10 protein-coding genes and 1 pseudogene are annotated in these 19,315 nt (G+C 72.0%); 9 read left to right on the forward strand and 2 right to left on the reverse strand.

Annotated features, from left to right (window positions below; translation table 11 throughout):
• Positions 1–77 precede the first annotated feature (77 nt).
• The 3 genes from ACZ4XX_RS06150 to ACZ4XX_RS06160 all read left to right on the forward strand — a co-directional run bounded on the left by ACZ4XX_RS06150 (position 78) and on the right by ACZ4XX_RS06160 (position 2,443).
• Positions 78–704: a hypothetical protein gene (locus ACZ4XX_RS06150; protein WP_468506762.1), complete on the forward strand. Its 627-nt coding sequence runs from the start codon at positions 78–80 to the stop codon at positions 702–704.
• 545 nt (positions 705–1,249) lie between these two features.
• Positions 1,250–1,546, forward strand: a complete 297-nt coding sequence (locus tag ACZ4XX_RS06155; protein WP_468506763.1) for a hypothetical protein — start codon at positions 1,250–1,252, stop codon at positions 1,544–1,546.
• 303 nt (positions 1,547–1,849) lie between these two features.
• Positions 1,850–2,443 (forward strand): hypothetical protein, encoded by a 594-nt coding sequence (locus tag ACZ4XX_RS06160; protein ID WP_468506764.1) that lies wholly within the window; start codon positions 1,850–1,852, stop codon positions 2,441–2,443.
• 187 nt (positions 2,444–2,630) lie between these two features.
• Here ACZ4XX_RS06160 and ACZ4XX_RS06165 read toward each other — a convergent pair whose 3' ends face one another.
• Positions 2,631–3,956 carry a M64 family metallopeptidase gene (locus ACZ4XX_RS06165; protein WP_468506765.1) on the reverse strand — a complete coding sequence of 442 codons (1,326 nt, stop codon included), beginning with the start codon at positions 3,954–3,956 and terminating at the stop codon, positions 2,631–2,633.
• A 163-nt stretch (positions 3,957–4,119) separates the two neighbouring features.
• Between ACZ4XX_RS06165 and ACZ4XX_RS06170 the strand changes: the two genes are divergently transcribed.
• The 3 genes and pseudogenes from ACZ4XX_RS06170 to ACZ4XX_RS06180 all read left to right on the forward strand — a co-directional run bounded on the left by ACZ4XX_RS06170 (position 4,120) and on the right by ACZ4XX_RS06180 (position 7,907).
• Positions 4,120–5,460 (forward strand): helix-turn-helix domain-containing protein, encoded by a 1,341-nt coding sequence (locus ACZ4XX_RS06170; RefSeq protein ID WP_468506766.1) that lies wholly within the window; start codon positions 4,120–4,122, stop codon positions 5,458–5,460.
• Positions 5,461–5,608: 148 nt separating this feature from the next.
• Positions 5,609–6,451: a hypothetical protein gene (locus ACZ4XX_RS06175; protein WP_468506767.1), complete on the forward strand. Its 843-nt coding sequence runs from the start codon at positions 5,609–5,611 to the stop codon at positions 6,449–6,451.
• 208 nt (positions 6,452–6,659) lie between these two features.
• Positions 6,660–7,907 (forward strand): annotated as a pseudogene (locus ACZ4XX_RS06180) (geranylgeranyl reductase family protein).
• Positions 7,908–7,970: 63 nt separating this feature from the next.
• Here ACZ4XX_RS06180 and ACZ4XX_RS06185 read toward each other — a convergent pair.
• Complete coding sequence (locus ACZ4XX_RS06185; protein WP_468506768.1) at positions 7,971–9,215, reverse strand: PP2C family protein-serine/threonine phosphatase; 1,245 nt, start codon at positions 9,213–9,215, stop codon at positions 7,971–7,973.
• Between the two features lie 734 nt (positions 9,216–9,949).
• On the opposite strand from ACZ4XX_RS06185, the gene ACZ4XX_RS06190 reads away from it, so the two are divergent.
• The 3 genes from ACZ4XX_RS06190 to ACZ4XX_RS06200 form a co-directional block, all read left to right on the forward strand.
• The gene (locus ACZ4XX_RS06190; RefSeq protein ID WP_468506769.1) at positions 9,950–11,194 is read left to right on the forward strand and encodes an NAD(P)/FAD-dependent oxidoreductase; all 1,245 of its coding nucleotides are present in this window, start codon (positions 9,950–9,952) and stop codon (positions 11,192–11,194) included.
• A 561-nt stretch (positions 11,195–11,755) separates the two neighbouring features.
• Entirely contained in the window at positions 11,756–13,015 is a 1,260-nt protein-coding gene (locus ACZ4XX_RS06195; protein ID WP_468506770.1) for an aromatic ring-hydroxylating oxygenase subunit alpha, read from the forward strand.
• Positions 13,012–19,315, forward strand: a 6,304-nt coding sequence (locus tag ACZ4XX_RS06200; protein WP_468506771.1) for an amino acid adenylation domain-containing protein, incomplete at its 3' end; no start/stop codon positions are given. The genes ACZ4XX_RS06195 and ACZ4XX_RS06200, both read left to right, overlap by 4 nt.

Consider the following 19,315-nt stretch of genomic DNA (forward strand, 5'->3'; position numbering starts at 1 on the left):
CGGCAAGCCGAAGCGTAGGCGCGCTCAGCAAACAGTGACGAACAGCCAGCCAGGAGTCCCCATTCAGGAAGGCAGTCATGTCGACCCTGACCACAGTTCTCATCATCGCGGCACTGGTCGCGGCGCTACTGGCGTCCGGTGTCCTGATCCGGGCCCGCGCGGGCACGGGCGGCGGCACGCGCTCCCTGAAGCGCCGCTTCGGCCCCGAGTACGATCGCAGCCTCGAACGGCACGGCGGCGACGTCGAAGCCGCCCACCGCGACCTGCGTGAGCGAGTCGAGCGGTACGGCCACATCCGCCCGCTGACGCTCGAACCAGCGGTCCGCGAGCAGTACGCCGCTCAGTGGACCACGCTCCAGGAGCGTTTCGTCGACGCGCCGACACAGGCCGTCGCCGACGCGGAACAGCTCCTCACCCGGGTCGCCGCGGCCCGGGGCTTCCCGGACCCCGACCGGCGTGACGAACAGCTCGCCGCCCTGTCGGTGCACCATCCGCACCACGTGGAGGGCCTGCGGACGATCCACCGGACGACGCGTTCCGGGTCCGCCTCCACCGAGGAGCTGCGCGAGGCGCTGGTGCACGCGCGCGCCCTGTTCGAGGCCCTGGCCGTCGCCGGGCCCACGGCGAGCGCCGACGTCCGACGGCACGAGACGCCGGTGCGAGGGCGTGGGCCTCTCCTCAAGTCGAAGGGAAGTGGTGCCTGATGGCACGCGAGAAGCAGGAACGGTGGGCAGCGGAGAGCACGGGCGGAGACGCACGGAGCGAATCCGCACCCCCTCCGCCCCCGAAGCCCCCGCCGCCCCTGAGGACCTCAGGCGCGCCGACCGGCTCCGTCGCGCCGACGCCCGCCGGGAGCGAGGGAACTCCTTCCGTGGCCGTTCCCGCCCAGCGCGATGGCGACGCCGCACCGCCGCCCCCCGCAGCTCCGCCGTCCCCGAGACGGCCGGTCGCCGCATCCCCGCCGCCCACCCGGACGTCCGGGTCGGCGTCGGCGAACGCTCGGCAGCCTGTCGTCCCGTCCGGCGACCCTGGCAACCCCGGCGGCCCCGGTGCCACCGGCCGGGGCGGCGGGAGCCGTACGCCTGCTCCTGCCGCGCCGCGTGGAGGGACCACGAGGGACCGGCCTGCCGACGGCCGGACCGCCGACGACGGCCGGAGCTCGGGCCATGGCGACCGAGACGATCACGCGGTCAGCGGCGGTACGGGCGACCGGTCGGGCGCACACCGCCGGCCGGCGACAGACGGATCCGTGGACGGCCCTGCCGGGCAGCTGCTCGGCGGCGACGAACGCGACCGTCTCGGAGAACGCCTGCACCACGCCCTCGCGAGCTTCGTCGACTCTCCCCACGACTCGGTGGTCGAGGCGGCGGAACTGCTCGAGGAGGCCGAACGGCAACTCGTCGCCGCCCTGAGGGACCGGCGTATCGCCCTGCGGGCGGGATGGCAGCAGGACGGCGACCCAGGGCGTGCGTCCCAGGACACCGAGCAGCTCCGGCTCACCCTGCGGACCTACCGAGAGGTGACGGAACGGCTGCTCCGGGCGTGACCCGGAACCACCCGCCCCCTCGCGGTGTGGGAGGAGCCCCCTGGACCCCCAGGGGGCTCCTCCCACGTCGCGACCTCGCCGCAGTCGCCTGCGAGGAGACGTGTCGGCGACCCAGGTCGCCCGATAGTCCGTGACGACGAACTGGCGTACCGCGGCGCAACGCCGCACACCTGTCGCGAGGGCAGCACCTACCCTCCTCCGAGGCAGGCGGGCACTCTCCTCTCTCCGTGCGCAGCGCTGTTCCTCACTCCTTGCCGCGGCCATAATCGGGCCACGGGAGCGGCGTGGGCGGGAGGTTACGGCGTGAGCGGGGGCGACGAACCGAGCCCGGTGCACCGGATGTTCGGCCTCGACACGGTGATCCTCGCGGAGCCGAGGCGTTCGGTCCTGCGCCGGTACAAGGGTCCGAAGATGCGCATGGTGGCGGAGGACGGCACCGCCCTGGCGCACCTTCAGGAGCGCGGCACCTTCGCGTACGTACTCCACGACCTCGACGAGCGCCCGGTCCTGGGAGTCGACCTGGTCTCCGGAAGGGGTGGAATCGCCAGACCGGGTTTCCTGGTGACGGACCCCGAGGGTGATCCGATCGCCGAGGTCCGTTCTCCCGGCCGTCTCCACCACACCCGGCTGCTCGACGTACGGACGGCCGAGCAGGGCGCGTTGCGGATCACCCGCAAGGCCCTGCTGGGCAGGGTGTGGCGTGTGGAGGACGATCGCGACGGAGCGATCGCCGAGGTGACGGTCTCGACGGTCCGCTCTCTGGACGGCCTGCAGGGCTACCGCGTGGTATTCGACCGACGGGCCGGGAGCGAGCAGCGTCGGCTCGTGGTCGGCGGGGTGGTGTGTCTTCAGGTGATCCGACGCTGGCTGAACTCTCCTCAGGGCAATGCCGGCTGACAGGCCGACCGGAAAGCGCATGCTCTGGAGACACGTTCACTGAGGGAGAGACGAAACCCTCGCAGGAGACCACCGGACCAAGGCCGATCACTGCATGTGGGGGATGGGGGATGTGCTTGCAGCCGCCTCTCAGCAGGACGGCCGGACGGCCGTGTCACGAACCGTGGCGGATGCCCGCCGGAGACCGTCAGAGCCGGACGGTCCAGCTGACCGTGGACCTCATCGTCCGGGCGATGCCGCGGTCCCGCACCGAGGGCGTACGGTCCTCGGCCGTGAGTGACAGTGTGTGCCTCCGACGGTCGAGCAGCCGCAGGGCCGGGTCGGACACGCGTACCTCGGTGCGGCCCGCGAGGGACTTCACCTCCCGCCCGTCCAGATGCCAGCGGATCGTGAGCTGACGCCCGTCCGCCCCCGTCAGCCGGGGTACGAGGGCTTTGGCGGTGTCGCCCGCGCGGAGGGTGCGATCGGTGGCCGTGACGGGGGAGGCGATGCGCGCCTCACGGTAGAAGCCGGCGATCATCGCCTCCACTCCGGGCAGGTTGAAGGGCTTGTCGAGGGAGCGCATGAGGGAGTTCTCGGTGGGGCGCCGCAGCCCGGTGACGTAGTAGCCGCCGCCCTCGTACGCGCCGACGGTGCCGCCGTCGGGAGACTGCTCACCGAGCCAGCGGTGCCACTTGGTGCCCCGGTCGGCCATGTCGTCGGCAGCGAGGGTGGTGATGTTGGAGTCCGCCGGCTCGGGACCCAGGTACCGCTCGTAGCCGGGGTAGTCGGGGTAGAAGTACTCGTCGGCGAGCTTGCCCAGGGAGTGGCCGGTCTCGTGGATCGCGACCTGGCCGGACTTCTCGTTGCCCGCCGAGGCCGTTGATATGCCCTCGTAGCCGAGGGTCTCACTGCGCTCGTTGTAGCCCGCGCCGCCGTACTTCGTGCTGTTGGCGAGGACGAGTACCAGGTCGGCCTCCGGCGCCTTCGCGACGTATCCGTCGACCTTGTCCTGGTCGATGCAGAGCAGCCGCTCGATCGTGTCGCACCAGAAGTACGAGCCGAGAGCCGTGTCCCGGACGGTGTCGGGAGAGGGGTCGCCGGAGACGCCGGACTCGTTCGAAACGGCGTCTACGGTCCAGACGTTGAAGAGGCCGCGGTAGGTGGTGTACGGCTCGACGGCCGTCAGCTCGGCCCATTTCCGCTGGGCGTCGGCGTGGAAGCGGGGCAGTTCGGCGACGGTGTAGCCGTCTCCGACGACGACGATGTCGAGCCGGTCGGCGGTGGGACCGTTGTCGACCATCCTGGCCACCTCGCCGTCGGCGGCCACCTCGGGCGCCGTCAGGCGGGAGGCCGCCCGGTTCCGGCCCTCCGCCGGCACATGTGTGTGGCCGGATCCGGCGGACGTCCCGTGTTCCGGCCCCGGTATCTCGACCTCGACCCGGGCCGTGGGGGGCGCCGTCGGGTCCGCGGCCGCGCTGCCGGGGGCGGCGGCGAGTACCGCCGTGAGGGCGACGGTCACTCCGACCGCCATGACTCCTCGTCGTGCTGAACGCATGAAATCAGCCCCTTGCCAGGCGAGTTAAGTGCATCGGTAAATCTACTGAAGGAGTCGCTTAACCTAGGGGGGAGGTGAGGGCGTGCGCAATGCCTCCTGCTTCTGAATACTGGGCAGTTCACGAACCAGGGGGATCCACATGGACGATCCGGCCACGATCGGCCACCGAGTGCAGCGGCTGCGCGCCCAACGCGGAATGACACAGCGACAGTTGGCCGAGCCTTCCTATACCCCCGCGTATGTGTCGACGCTGGAGTCGGGCAAGGTCAGGCCCTCGGAGACCGCACTGCGCTTCCTCGCGGAGCGGCTCGGTACGTCGTACGAGGAGCTGGCCACCGGCAGGCCCGCGCACCTCGCCACGGAGCTGCGGCTCGCTCTCGTCGACGCGCGCCGGCAGCTGGCCACCGGGACGGCGGAGGAGGCCGCCGTGAGCTACCGGCGTCTGCTCACCGACGCGGAGGGCCTCGGCCTCGTGCCCGAGCAGGCCGAGGCGCTGCTCGGGCTCGGCGACTGCGCCCTGGAGACCGGTGAACTGGTCGACGCGGGGCACCACTTCCAAGCCGCCGAGCGGCTCCTCGCCGAGGAGCCGCTGCCCCGCCGCGCACGCGCGATCCGTGGCCGTGCCGTCGCACACCTCCTCGCCGGCGAGCTGCGTTACGCCTGCTACCTCCTCGAGTCCGCCATCGACGAGCTCGGCGCGAGCGGTCTGTCCGACCCCGAGGCGCTGGTCATCCTGTACGCCGCCGTGATCGGCCCGTACATGGACATGGGCGCCCACGCCCGTGCCGCGCACGCCGCCGAGCTCGCCCTGGCGCTCGCTCCGCAGGTCGACGACCCGGCGCTGGTGGCGGGCATGCACCGGCAGGTGGCTCGCACCTTCCTCGCGGAGGGGCGCACGGCTGACGCGGATGCCTCACTGGCCAAGGCGCAGGCGATCTACCAGCAGCTCAGCCTGCGCACCGATCTCGCGCACTGCCACTGGATGCGCGGCTACGTCCAGGCTCAGAACGGGGAACTCGCCTCTGCCGAACAGGAGTTGCGTGCCGCCCGCGACATGCTGAACGTCAGACGCGCGGCACTGTTCACCGCGCACGTGGAGGTGGAGCTGGCCGATGTCCTCCGGCGGCTCGGACGGCACGGCGAAGCGTCGGACCTGCTCTCCGCGTTTCTTGAGCCCGGTGATCGGCACGGCGCCGTGCACGCGGGGGGCGCGCACAGGCTGCTCGGGCTGATCGCCGAGGAGCGAGGGGACAGCGAGACAGCCGAGGAGCACTACGTCATGGCGCTGGGGCTGCTGGAGCGCAGCGGCGCGAGCGGCGACCTCGCCGACCTGTGTCGTCTGCTGGGCGACCTTCTGCGCCGCGGCGGCCGTACCGAGGCCGCGCTGGATGCGTACCGCACGGGGCTCGGCCACCGGTCGCCCCCCGGCACGACGACGCTGGGGCCGGCTCCGACGGCGGTGGCGTTCCCGCGGCACTGACGGCCAGTTCGCTCCAGGCCGTCTCGTCCGGATCCTGCCTGTCCCGGACGAGAACGACGTCGCGCACGGGCCGGTCACCGAGAAGAGACAGGACGTCGTCCACGTTTCATTGCCCTCGGCGCGCACGAGCGGGAACTAGGCTCGCCTCGTGGAACCGCCTGAGCACCGCGCCGAGGGCGCGGGACCGTTCACCACCCGGCTCACCTGGCACCGCCCCGACGGGGGGACGGTGGTGTGGGCGTCGCGCCTCGCACGCAAGCGCGGGGTGCTGTCCGTCCGTACCCACGATGGCCCGGTCGTCATGTCCCCGACTGTCGATGTCGAGGCCCTCGACCGGCTTCGGAGGCTCAACTTCCTCGCCTCGGGTGCGTTCTTCCTGGGCGGAATGCTCTTCGCTCTCGGAGCCGGGGTCGCCCAGTTCGGCTCGGGCGACCCCGTCGAGAGCGCCTCGATCTACTTCACGGGCGGACTGTTCTTCACCGCCGGGGCCTACACCTCGCTCCTGCAGGTACTGAACGCGCCTCGCCACTCCGAAGGGGGCGGCCCACTGACAACGGGCCGGCGGCGGTGGTGGGGGTACGAGCCGATGCGTCTGGACTGGCTCAGCACGTTCGTGCTGTTCGCCGGGACACTCGTGTTCGGAGTCAACCTGCTGGATTCCTTCCTGCAGGGGCTCACCGTGCAGCAGATCAACCGGTTGATCTGGACTCCCGACGTGATCGGGTGCGTGCTGTTCCTGGTCTCGGGTCATCTCGCGTTCGTCGAGATCTGCCACCGCTCCCGGCCCTGCGTCCGCTCACGCAGCCTCGGCTGGTGGGTGACCGCGGTGAACCAGTTCGGGTCGGTGCTCTTCATGGTCGCCGCAGTGGCCGCCTTCACCCGGCCCGCGACCCAGAGCCTGGTCAACACCGACATCGCCAACTGGGGGACACTGTGCGGTGCGCTGTGCTTCTCGCTCGGTGGTGTGCTCCAGGCCTTCGAACGACCCTAGGTCCTGTCGTCGGAATCCCGTCGTCGGCCGGAGGACGGGGCAGGCGGGAGTGAGACGACAGGGCGTAGGACTCGGCCGCGCCGCACGTTCCACCGGCTCCCGCCCTGGGCATAGTGGTGGCGTGATCACCAGAAGTGGCGAGGCGGGTGACGGGCGCGACGCGGGCGGCTCGGGCCCTGAAGGTGCCGGTGACGAAGAGGCACAGGTCATCGTGGTGGGGGCGGGGCCGGCGGGTTCCGCCGCCGCGGTGCACCTCGCGAGAGCGGGTGTGGACGTGCTGCTCCTGGAGAAGAGCGGTTTCCCCCGGGAGAAAGTGTGCGGCGACGGGCTCACACCGCGCAGCGTGTACCAGTTGGTGCGGATGGGCATCGACATCGATGCACCGGGGTGGATGCGCAACAAGGGCATGCGCTGGGTCTGCGGCGGCCATCAGGCGGAGCTCGACTGGCCGCGCCTGGGTGCCCTTCCCGACTTCGGGCTCACCCGCAGCCGGCACGACTTCGACGACCTGCTCGCCGCTCACGCCCGCGCCACCGGAGCGCGCCTCCGTACCCACGTGAAGGTGACGGGCCCGCTGACCGACCGGGCAGGACACGTCATCGGCGTGTCCGCCTCCCGTGGACCGGGGCAGGAGCCGGTCCGCTAGCGGGCGCCGTTGGTGGTCGCCGCCGACGGAGCCTCGGCGCGCACGACTCTCGGCCTGGGGTTCGAGCGGGACGACAGGAGGCCCGTCGCGGCCGCTGCCCGGCGGTACTACCGCAGCGAGGCGCGTACGCACGACCCCTACCTGGAGCTCTGGGCCGACCTGCGCTGTCCTCGTACCGGACGGGATCTGCCCGGATACGGATGGGTGTTTCCCCTGGGGGACGGGCGCGTCAACGTGGGCCTCGGCGTCCTGCCGCAGCAACGGCGACGCAGGCCGGTGGACCTGCGAGCGACGCTGGACCACTGGCTGCCCCGCCTGCCCGCGGACTGGGGGCTGAACGAACAGACCGCCGACTCGCCTCTGCGCAGCGCGCCGCTGCCGATGGGACTGAACCGGCATCCGCAGTACCGTCGGGGCGTGCTGCTCGTGGGCGACAGCGCCGGCATGGTCAGTCCGTGGAGCGGCGAGGGCATCGCCCAGGCCATGGAGGCCGCCGAGGTGGCGGCGGACATCATCGCCCTGGCACTGGCCCGCCCGGCCGGACCTCGCCGGGAACACGCCTTGCACCAGTACCCGGCCGAGATCCGGCGCCGATGGGCGCGCTACTACCGGCTGGGCGACCTCGCCGGGGATCTGGTCTTCTCGCGCTCCGGCTTCCGGTCCGTCCTGCATCCCCGTGTGATGGCCTCACCCCGCGTGCTGCACACCCTGGCCCGCCTGCTCACCCATGTGACCGATGAGCCCGCACAGGACACCATCGACGCCGTCCTCCACGGGCTGCTGCGCCTCGTTCCCACGCCACGGAGGTAGATCCGGCCTCCGCGAAGGAGCCCCGGCCGCGAGCTGCTGCCGGTGCCGAGAGGTCGCCCCGGCTCAGACACGGACGACGACGAGGGCGATGTCGTCGCGGGCTCCGCTGGCGACGCCGAGTCGTGCGAGCAGCGCGTCGGCCAGCTGAGCCGGGTCAAGGCCGGCGAGGTCGCGCAGGGCGGTGGTGAGCCGGTCCAGGCCGGTGTCGATGTCCTCGTCGCGGCGTTCGATCAGTCCGTCGGTGTAGAGGACGAGCGTGTCACCCGGGCGATAGGAGGTGCCGGCCTGCGGCCGGGGAACATGCTCGGGCCTGGCTCCCAGCGGCGGGTCGGTGGCCTGGTCCAGCAGTTCGCATGTGCGGTCCGCGTGCAGCAGCACCGGCGGCGGGTGCCCCGCGCTGGAGTAGACGAGCAGTTTGGAGCGGGTGTCCACGAGCACGCTGACGGCGGTCGCCGCGAGCGCGCCGTCCACCGAGCGGGCGTACATGCCCAGCACCTCCAGGGCCCCGGCGGGCCCGGCCACCGCCCGACTGGCCGCGGACAGCGCGCTGCGGAGCATGCCCATGACGGTGGCCGCCTCCAGCCCGTGCCCGACGACGTCGCCCACGGCGACGGTGAACCGCCCCTCGGCCAGGTCGACGGTGTCGTACCAGTCGCCACAGACGTTCAGCGAACCGACCGCCGGCAGATAGCGCACCGCCACGTCACTGTGCCGGGCCAGGTCGGGGGAGTGCAGCATCGCCTCCTGCAAGGTGACGGCGACCTCCCGCTCCCGGGCGTGCGCCGCCCGCAGTTCCTCGTTCAGCCGCTGCAGCTCCCGCGCACGGGCGTACAGCTCGGCCTCCATCCCCTCCTCTCGCTCGGTCATCCGCCGCCCCTCGTTCCGGCCCCGGAACCGGCGTGACCGCATGAACGCCGTCACGTCCTCCACGCGGTGGATGATCCACGCGACCTGCCCGTCCGCGTTTCTGACCGGGGTGTTCACCGGCGACCACCAGCGTTCCTCGAACACACCGGGCTGCGAGACGACGGGGATGTCGTACTTCTGCACCGCCATGGTGTCGGCCTCACCGGTGGCCAGCACCCGCCCCAGCGACGCCCCGAGGTTCTTCACCCCGTCCGCGTCCGGGTCGGCGGGATTGTCGGGGAACGCGTCGAACACGTGCCGCCCGAGCAGATCCTCCCGGGTGCGGCCGGTCGCGTGCAGGTACGCGTCGTTGACGTCCATGATCACCAGATCCGGTGCCAGCACCAGATAAGGGCTGGGCGTCGCGGCGAACAACGCCCCGTGGTCGATCTCCGGCCTCACAGACGTTCCGATCCTCGTCCCGGGAGGAGCCCCCTCAGACCAGCGTACGCAGCGCTCCGGCCGACCGCGCCTCAGCAGGCCCGTGCGGCGGGCAAGCCGCCACCACCCGGCCACTCCACTGCGGTGGCGACGACCTCAAGGCCGCCCGCACCCAGGGCATCGTCGATGCCCTGGTCGAGGCCGACCCGCCGTGCCGGGCCGACAAGGGCTCACCCGGAAGTCGGCGCGAACTGCCGGCCGACGCCCGGTGGATGTCGACGCTGAGCGAGTCGCGGGCGTCGGATCGTCGGCGCGGTAGCGACTGTTGCTGGTCGGTGTCGCGACTCCCGGGAGCGTGGCTTCCGTGGACGGTGGATCGGTTCGGTCGAGCATGACCTCGTGCCGCCGGAGGTTTGGACTGCGTCTGCCCAAAGCTTTGTCTCAATAGTTGTGCAGAATGAAACCAATGCATCAGGCATCTTCTTGTGCGCATAAACGGAATGGCTTCTTCTTTACCTTTCCTTGGGGTGTACTAGAGGCTTGATTTTCGGCTCATTTGTTTCGGTCAAATCGCCCATGATGGGTCATAATTACGTGGAGTGTTGAATTCCATCGACTGAATACCATCCCTCCTGCATTACCTTCCCGTGGTGCGTGCTTGACCTGGATCTACCCCTTGCATAGCCTCCGTTTCGCGCTCGCGTTCTGACCAGACCGAGCTTCGGGCCGTTAAGTCGACCAAGCAGGGGAAATCTATGTATGACGTCATCGTTGTGGGTGGCCGGTGCGCAGGATCGCCTCTCGCCATGCATCTGGCCCGCCAGGGCCACCGTGTCCTCGTGGTGGACCGGGCTTCCTTCCCCAGTGACTCGGTGTCGACCCACTACATCCACCAGGCCGGCCTGCTGCGCCTCAAGGAGTGGGGTCTGCTCGACGAGATCATCGCGGCCAAGACGCCCGCGCTCCGCAAGATGCACTACTCCTACCGAGGCATCGAGCTCAACGGCTTCGCGGAGCCCGTCGACGGTGTCGACGCCGTCTACTGCCCCCGTCGCACCGTGCTGGACGAGATACTCGTCAACGCCGCCCGTCGGGCCGGCGCCGAGGTCGTCGAGGGGTTCACCGTGACCGACGTGGTGGTCTCCGACGGACGCGTCACGGGCATCCGCGGCCGCGAGGGAGACGGCCCGGAACACGAGTTCAGTGCGACGATCGTCGTGGGTGCCGACGGCTTCCACTCCACCGTGGCCAAGAAGGTGGGGGCGGAGCTGTACAACGTGCGCCCCGCCGCCGGGTTCGTCTACTACTCGTACTACAGCGGCCTCGAGTCGTGGGGTCTGCACCACAAGAACGGCTTCAACGAGAAGTGGTTCGGTACCTGGCCGACCAACGGCGATGTCAACATGGTCGCCATCATCGGTGCCAAGCGCCACCTCAAGGAGTTCCGCCAGGACGTCGAGGCCAACTTCCAGGCCGTGATCGACGATGTCTCTCCGGAGATGGGCGAGCAGCTGCGCGACCAGGGCCGACGCGTGGAGGACTTCCGCCCCATGCGCTACCCGGACAACTACTACCGCCGCGCGTACGGCCCGGGCTGGGCGCTGGTCGGTGACGCCGGCTACCACAAGGACCCTTACACCGGCTGGGGCATCACGGACTCCTTCCTGCACGGTGAGCTCCTCGCCGAGCGGATCCATCAGGGCCTTGCGGGCGAGCGCACCATGGAGGAGGCGCTGGCCGAGTACAACAAGCTCCGCGACGAGGAGAGCGCCGGCGTCTACGACTTCACGACGACGCTGGGTGAACTCACCGAGCTGCCGCCGTTCTTCAAGGCGACGATGAGCGCGATGAGCAAGTCCCAGGAGTGGACCGACAAGATGCTGGGCCTGATCGGCGGCATCGTCCCGGACTACGAGATCTACGCCCCGGACGCCCTGGAGCGGCTCTACGACGCCGCCGGCGTGCCGGAGGCCGAGCGGATCTACGACCCCGCCGGCTGACCGCGGCCGGCTGCCTGCCGCCGCCCCCTCCGGACCGCCCCCGGGGAACCCCGGATCCGGGATCAGGGGTTGTCCCGGATCCCGTGTCCCGGATCAGCGCCTCTCCGTCGAGCGCCCGGTGCGCCTCTGCCCACGCTCGCGTCGGTGGCTTACGCACCCATGCGCACCCATGCGCGCCGGCCTCGTCATGCACCGCCCCTTCCACGTCCGCGACGGACACCCGTTCCGGGCGGTGTCTCCCGAACGCACGGCCCCTCGGCGTCCCGTGACGGACGATCGCTCCGGCATCGGCGTCTCCCGAAGACCACGGGGGACACCGATGACCGGTCCGTCCCCTTGCGCCGGCGCGCCGGGCCCGTCCGGACGATCACAGCTCCTGTTCGGACGATCGCCACTCCCGTCCGGACGATCACAGCTCTTCCTCTTTCTCCAGCAGCACCCCAGTCACTCGCCGTCCAGGCGCGCGCGTGGCCCGGTGCGGCCTGTCCGAACAGGCCCCGGACCACGGCAGCGCCGGCACGGCACCACTCCATGCGCTTCGCCTTCGAGGGAGTCCCGCAGATGACGCGTGCGTCCAGCATGTTCGACCTCATCAGTGAGCAGGATGAGGACAGGCCCTACTTCGAGACCGGCGGCATCGGCAGGTCGCACGGGTTCTACACGGGCGAGGAGCAGTTCCGCAGGGAGATGTCCCGCATCTACGGCCGGCGCTGGCTCCCGGTCGACCACGTCTCCCGCCTGAAGGAGAAGGGCGCCTACAGCACCCTCAACATCGGCTCCGGGTCGATTCTGCTCATCCACGGTGACAACGGAATCCAGGGCTACCACAACTACTGCCGACATCGCGGCTACAAGCTCGTCGAGGAGGCCACCGGCAAGCGCCAGAGCCTCGTCTGCCTGTACCACTGCTGGGTCTACGACCGAAATGGCAAGCTCAAGAGCCTCAACGGCACCTACATGGACCACTTCTTCGACAAGGAGAAGAACGGTCTGCTGCCCGTGCGGACCGAGGTCCGCTTCGGTGTGGTCTTCGTGGCGCTCTCCGACGACGCGCCGGACCTCGACGAATCACTGGGCGAGTTCGGCGAGTTCGCCAAGGCCTACGACCTCACCGATCTGGAGTGCGTCGAGGCGAAGGACTACCCGGTCGCCTCGAACTGGAAGCTCGTCGCGCACAACGTCAACGAGAGCCTCCACTTCCCGACCGCCCACAAGGACCTGCACCGCATCACCGACTTCGACGACGCGGGCACCTACAGCCTCCGGGGCGACATCGTCGGCGCCTGGCAGTCGATCCGTACCGGCTACAACTCCGTCTCCGTGTCAGGGCGCAGCACCCGCACGCCCATGCCGAACGTCCCTGAGGGCGACCTCCAGAAGATCAACTGGATCACCATCCTGCCCAACCTGCTCTTCGGGTTCACGGCCGACTACGTGATGATGCAGTGGGTCTGGCCGGAGAGTCCCGGCACCTGCTTCGTCCGCCACTTCTGGCTGTTCCACCCCAGCGAGACCGCCAAGAGCGACTTCTCGCACGAGGACGTCTTCGCGCTGTGGGACAAGGCCAACTACGAGGACTGGGAGATGTGCGAGCGGACCCACCGCGGCCTCTCCAACCCGCTGTGGAGCCCCGGTCAGCTCTCCTACGACGAGGAGGTCGTCGCCCAGATCGACGCCTGGGTCATCCGTGAAACCGCCGAAACCACCGAGGCTCCAGAGGACGAGAGCGCCGAGAGCGCCGGGGCCGCCGCCTCCGAGGCCTCCGCCCCCTCCGCCGCCGAGAACGGTGGGGCCGCCGAACCCGGAAAGGCGGAGCGGTGAGCACGAAAGCCAACTGCTACCTCATCGGCGGCACCCGCGTCCTCACCCAGTGCGCCACCCGGCTCCTCGACGCCGGTGCGACGATCGAGGGCGTCCTCAGCCACGACCCCGCCGTCGTCGCCTGGGCCGCTGCCCACGGCATCCCCGTGCACGACCCGGCCGGCGACCTCTTGGCGCTCCTGTCGGAGCGGCCGTTCGACTACCTGTTCAGCATGGTCAACTTCCGGATCCTGCCCGGAGCCGTCCTCGACCTGCCGAGGATCGCCGCGATCAACTTCCACGACGGCCCGCTGCCCCGCTACTCCGGCAGTCACGTCCCGGCCTGGGCCCTGTACGAGGGCGCCCCGCGGCACGCGGCCACCTGGCACCTGATGACCGAGGCCGTCGACGCCGGCGGAGTGCTCCTGGAGCGCTGGTTCCCGGTCCGAGACCACGCCACCGCCCTCTCCCTCACGTACGAGGCGGCCGAGACGGGTATCGAGCTCTTCGCCGACCTCGTCCCGCACATCGCCCGGCGCACCCTGCCCGAGATCCTCGACACGAGCGGCCGCCAGCGCCGCTTCTACCGCCGGTCCGCGCGCATGGCGGGCGGCGGTGTCATCCACGCCGGCACCACCGCCGCCGAGGCCGTACGGCTCGTGAGGGCCCTGGACCACGGCTCCTTCCCCAACCCGCTCGGCGTGCCCGCCCTCGTCACCGAACAGGGCGCCGTCTACACCCGGCAGGCCCGGCTGATCCCACGCGACGAGACCCGCACCGCGACCACGGTGCTGTCCGTCACCACCACGGCCATCACCCTGGCCGCCCCCGACGCCGACCTCGTCCTCAGCGACTGGCGGGCCGTCGACGGAAGCACCCTCAGCGGCCAGGCCGCCGCCCAGCGGCTCGGCATCGCGCCCGGCGCCGCCCTCCCGGCCGTCTCGGAAGACCGCCTGGCCGACATCGCCGACGCCCAGAAGCGCCTGCGCCCCCACGAGCCGTGGTGGCGCGCCCGGCTGGAGGACGTGCGGCCGGTCCCGCTGGCCGCCGACGACTTCTCCGCGGCCACCGCCCACTACGGACACTACGAGTTGGCGTACGTCCCCGCCTCACGCGACGAGAGCGTCGCCGTCTTCCGTGCCTTCCTCGCGGCCGTCGCCGAGCGCGCCGGCGACGAGGTCTTCGACTTCGCCTGGTCCCCGTCGGCCGCCCGCGTCCTCGCGGAGCGCACGCACGGGCTGACCGCCGCCCGCTTCCCCGTCCGCTACGACGGCGGGACCGCCCGTTCCCTGCGGGGGAGGCTCGACGAGGCCGCCGCCCGCCACGGCTACACCGGAGACCTCGAGGTCCGCCTCGGCCTGGCCGGACGGCCGCTCGGCGCCGACGAGCCGAGCTTCACCCGCGTCATGGTGCTGGAGCGCGATCCCGGCGAGGAGGCGTCCGCCGACCCCCACACCGAGATCGCCCTGCTGTGCCTGAGCGACGGCCCGCCCACGATCTTCGTGCGGGAGACCGCCATGGGCGAGGACGAGGCACTGGACTTCGTCGAGCGCGTCGAGGACCTGGCCATGGCGGCGCTGCTCCAGGGCGACGAGCCGCCGACCGAGTCCACCGACTCCGCCTCCACCGATGCCACCGATGCCACAGCCCTCGCCGGGGAGCCCACCGAGGACACTGACGCGGAGTCCGGCGAGCGGACCGGCGGCCCGACCGCACTGGACCTCTTCGCCGCCGCGGCGGCGGAGCGGCCCGGAGCCGTCGCCGTACGCGCCGGGAACCGCACGCTCGACTACGCCGGTCTCGACCGCTGGGCGGACGCCGTCGCGGCCCGCCTGCACGACGAGGGCATCGAGCCGGGCTCGGTGGTCGGCGTCCTGCTGGAGCGCGACACCGCGCTGCTCCCCGCCATGCTCGGCATCCTGCGGGCCGGCGCGTCCTTCCTGCCCCTGGACCCGGGCTACCCCGTGGACCGGCTGCGGCGGTACGTGGACGTCTCGCGCTGCGAACTCATCCTCACCGACGCACGCACCCACGAACTGGGCGCGTCCCTGGGCCCCGCGCGGCAGGTGCCCGAGTCGGACGGAGCGGCCCAGGCCGTACCCCCGCGCGTGACCGCCGACGACCTGGCGTACACGCTCTTCACCAGCGGCTCGACCGGCGACCCGAAGGGCGTCGAGATCGGCCACGGGGCACTCGCCGACTTCCTCACCGGCATCGGCGAACGCCTGGGCGTCACCGCGGACGACACCGTCCTCGCCCACACCACGGTCGCCTTCGACATCTCCCTCCTGGAGCTGCTGCTGCCGCTCACCGTCGGCGCGACGGTCGTCCTCGCCTCCCGCGAGACCTCGGCCGACCCGTACCGGCTGGCCGAGGTGGCGAGCGGGGTCTCCGTGGCCCAGGCCACCCCGAGCCTCTGGCGCCTGCTGCTGGGGACCGGCTGGACCCCGCACGCCGGGCTGACCGTCCTCTCCGGCGGCGAGGCCCTCTCGCCCGCCACCGCCGAGCGGCTGCACGAGTCCGCCCGCGCCCTGTGGAACCTGTACGGCCCGACCGAGGCGACGATCTGGGCCGCGGCCCACCGCGTCGACTCGGTCGGCGCCTTCCTGCCGCTCGGCGAACCCCTGCGGCACATGGAGCTGCACGTCCTGGACGAGGACCTGAACCCGTGCGAGCCCGGGAGCACCGGCGAGCTGTACCTCTCCGGTACGGGGCTGGCCCGCGGCTACGCCGGACGGCGGGACCTGACACGGGAGGTCTTCGTCGACCACCCCGTCACCGGGACGCGGCTCTACCGCACCGGTGACGAGGTGCGCCTGCACGCGACCGGCGCGATCGAGTGGCTCGGCCGGTCCGACGCCCAGGTCAAGGTGCGCGGCCACCGCATCGAGCCCGCCGAGATCGAGCGGATGCTGGAGAGGATCGACGGCATCACGGCCGCCGTCGTCGTCGCGGCGCGGTTCGAGGGCCGCGGCGAACTGAGGCTCACCGCCTACCTGGTGGGCGACGCCATGCCGGGCAAGTCGCGGCTCGACGCCCTGGTCGGCGCCACCCTGCCCGCCTACATGGTGCCGGACGCCTATGTGAACCTCGACGTCCTGCCGCTCACCGACAACGGCAAGGTCGCCCGCGCCAAGCTCCCGCTGCCCACGCGCGACACCATCCTGCGCTCCGGCGAGGAGCCGGAGCACGCCGCGGAGCCGCCGAGGAGCTCCGTGACGGCGCCCCGGACGACGGCGGCACCGGAGCCCGCGGCGGTCGCGGAGCCGGACCCCGCGACGACGGTCGGGGCCACCACAGCGCCCGCCGGAGCCGAAGCGCCCACCGTGCCCGAAGCGACGGCCGATTCCGGTATGACGGAAGAGGCGCTGGCGCGGTCCATCGCAGAGGTCTTCGCGGACACGCTGGACCACTCCGGCTTCGACGTCCACGCCAACTTCTTCGACCTGGGCGGCGACTCGGTCAACGTCACCGTCGCCGCCGCGCGCCTGAGCAGCGAGCTGGGGACCTCCGTCACCGCCCCCGCGATCTTCGCCACGGGCACCCCGGTGAAGCTGGCCCGCCTCCTGGGCACCGAGGGCGTCGTGTCGCTGCGCGACCAGGAGACGGGGACGGCACCGGCATCGGCGTACACGACGGCCGAGACCACTGCCGAGCCCGCCGCTCCGGCGCCTGCCACACCCGTCACTGCGGTCACGTCGGCGACCCCGCCCACGCCCGCCGCCACCCCGTCCGTCGCCGCGTCCGCGCGGCCGGCCGACGACGACGCCCTCGCCGTCATCGGCATGGCGTGCCGGTTCCCCGGCGCCGGCACCCCGGACGAGCTCTGGCAGAACCTCGTCGGCGGCGTGTCCAGCATCGGCGCCGCCCCCGAGGGCAAGCGCGGCTGGGCCCACCTGTGGTCCGAGGCGGGCGCCGACGACGTGCGGATGGGCTGGGTCGAGGGTGTCGAGTACTTCGACGCCGCCCGCTTCGGGCTCACCGACCGCGAGGCCCGCCGCATGGACCCGCTCCAGCGGATGCTGCTGAGCGTCACCTCCGAGGCACTGGAGAGCTCCGGCCGGGACCACACCTCCCTCGGCGCCTCCACCGGCGTCTTCGTCGGCGCCATCGCCAGCGACTTCCCGGAGATCGTCGCCCGGAGCATCGGCCACTCCGACCCGCACGTGGCCACCGGCACGGCCCCCTCCATGGTGGCCAACCGCCTGTCCCACGTCTTCGACTGGTCCGGCCCGAGCTTCGCCGTCGACACGGCCTGCTCGTCGTCCCTCGTCGCCCTCCACGAGGCCGCCCTGCACCTGCGGGCCGGTGAGATCGACGCAGCCGTGGTGGCCGCCGCCAACCTGGTGCTCACCCCGGCCAAGACCCGCTCCTTCACCCGCAACGGCATGCTCTCCCCGCAGGGCGCCTGCCGGGCCTTCGACGACGCGGCCGACGGCTACGTGCGCGGCGAGGGCGCCGGCGCCCTGATCCTCAAGCGGCTCTCCGACGCCGAACGCGACGGGGACCCGGTCCTCGCCGTCATCCGCGGCACCGCCGTCAACCACACCGGCGGCAGCGCGGGCTTCCTCACCGCGCCCAGCAGGCCGGCCCAGGAAGCCGTGCTGCGCCGAGCGCTGGCCCGCTCCGGGCGCACCGCCGCCGACATCGGCTACGTCGAGGCGCACGGCACCGGCACCCAGCTCGGCGACCTCATCGAGCTGGAGGCCCTCCACGCGGTCCTCGGCGAGCACGCCGGCCGCACCCCGGTCGCGGTGGGCTCCGTGAAGACCAACCTCGGCCACCTGGAGCCCGCCGCGGGCATCGCCGGCCTCATCAAGACGGTGCTGGCGCTCCAGGCCGCCCACATCCCGCCGTCCCTGAACTACGAGACTCCGAACAGGTCGTTCGACTTCGACGGCTCACCGTTGTACGTGGCCGACCGGCTCCTCCCGTGGGGCCCCGGCCCACGCGTCGCGGGCGTCAGCAGCTTCGGCTTCGGCGGCGCGAACGCCCACGTCGTGGTCGAAGCCGCACCGGGCACGGAAGAAGACGACACGGACTCCGGTCCCCAGCTGCTGGTCCTCTCGGCCGGCTCCGACGACGCGCTGCGCACCCTCGCCCGCCGGCTCGTGCTCATGCTGCGCTCCGCCTACTGCCCCTCCCTGGGGGCCCTGGCCGAGGCGAGCCGACTGCGGCCGGCCGGGGTGCACCGGCTGTCGTGCGTGGCCGACAGCGCCGAACAGCTCCAGGACAAGCTCCAGCTGTTCCTGGCCGGCGTCGAGGAGGTGCGCTCGCTCCACGTGGGGGTCGCGTCCGCGGCGGCGAGCCCGCACGACCTGCCCACCGGAACCCCCGCGGGTCGCGGCGAACTCGCTGTCGCCGCAGCGGCGTTCGTCGCGGGCACCGACCTCGCCACCGGGCCGCGCCGCCGGGCGGGGGTGCGCTTCCCGACCGCGCCGCACGCCGAGAAGTACCTGTGGCTCGAACCCGCGCAGCAGCAGGAGCCCCCGCCCGCTCGTACCCGCAGCACGTGGACGGAGCACCCGGAGGCGGCGGAGCACCTGGTCCTCGGCCGGCCCACCCTGCCGGGCGCCGGGTACCCGGCCAAGGTCGCCGACTTCCTCGGCCGGGACCGCTTCGGTCTGCGCGACCTCACCTTCCGGGCGGCCGTCGAGGCCCCCGCGACCCTCACGGCCGCACGCGACGGCGACGCCCTCGCCTTCCGCGACGGCTCCGGCGCCCTGGTGTGCACCGCTACGCTGACCGCGCCCGAGCAGCCGGCGCTCGCCGTCCCGCCCGCCGCGCAGCGCTTCACCGAGGTCGGACTCGACGCGATGTACGCCGCGTTCGCCCGCGCCGGGCTGGACTACGGCACCGGTTTCCGCACCGTGGCGTCCCTGTCGGTCGCCCCCGGGGAGGCCGTGGGCGTACTGCGCGGCGACGCCGCCGGGACCGTGGACGCCCGGCTCCTGGACGGCGCCTTCCAGATCGCGCTCGCCGCCTGCGGCGCGCAGGGACTGTACGTCCCCTTCACCGTCGAACGGCTCACCGTCCTCGGCCGGCTTCCCGCCACCGCCAGGGTGTACGCCCGGCGCGACCGGGACTCCGGGCCGGACTCCGGGCTGCTGACCGCCAGCCTGGTCGTCCTCGACGGCGACGAGCCCGTGCTGGAGGCGCGGGGCGTCACCTGGAAGCGGCTGTCCTCGGCCCCGTCCGGGCCGGGGGGGGGGGGGGGGGGGGGGGGGAGGAGAAGACCGACGCCCGGGAGGAGCGCCCTCTTCCCCCCCTGCCCCCGTAACGACCCCCACCTCCGCCCCCCCCCCCACCCCCACCCCCCCC

Source organism: Streptomyces sp. NPDC029956, from assembly GCF_055574655.1.

What these genes read in the sequence shown, in the direction of transcription:
- ACZ4XX_RS06150 (WP_468506762.1), top strand. Translation starts at nt 78, where the DNA reads ATGTCGACCCTGACCACAGTTCTCATCATCGCGGCACTGGTCGCGGCG.
- ACZ4XX_RS06165 (WP_468506765.1), bottom strand. Translation starts at nt 3,956, where the DNA reads ATGGCGGTCGGAGTGACCGTCGCCCTCACGGCGGTACTCGCCGCCGCC.
- ACZ4XX_RS06170 (WP_468506766.1), top strand. Translation starts at nt 4,120, where the DNA reads ATGGACGATCCGGCCACGATCGGCCACCGAGTGCAGCGGCTGCGCGCC.
- ACZ4XX_RS06190 (WP_468506769.1), top strand. Translation starts at nt 9,950, where the DNA reads ATGTATGACGTCATCGTTGTGGGTGGCCGGTGCGCAGGATCGCCTCTC.
- ACZ4XX_RS06195 (WP_468506770.1), top strand. Translation starts at nt 11,756, where the DNA reads ATGACGCGTGCGTCCAGCATGTTCGACCTCATCAGTGAGCAGGATGAG.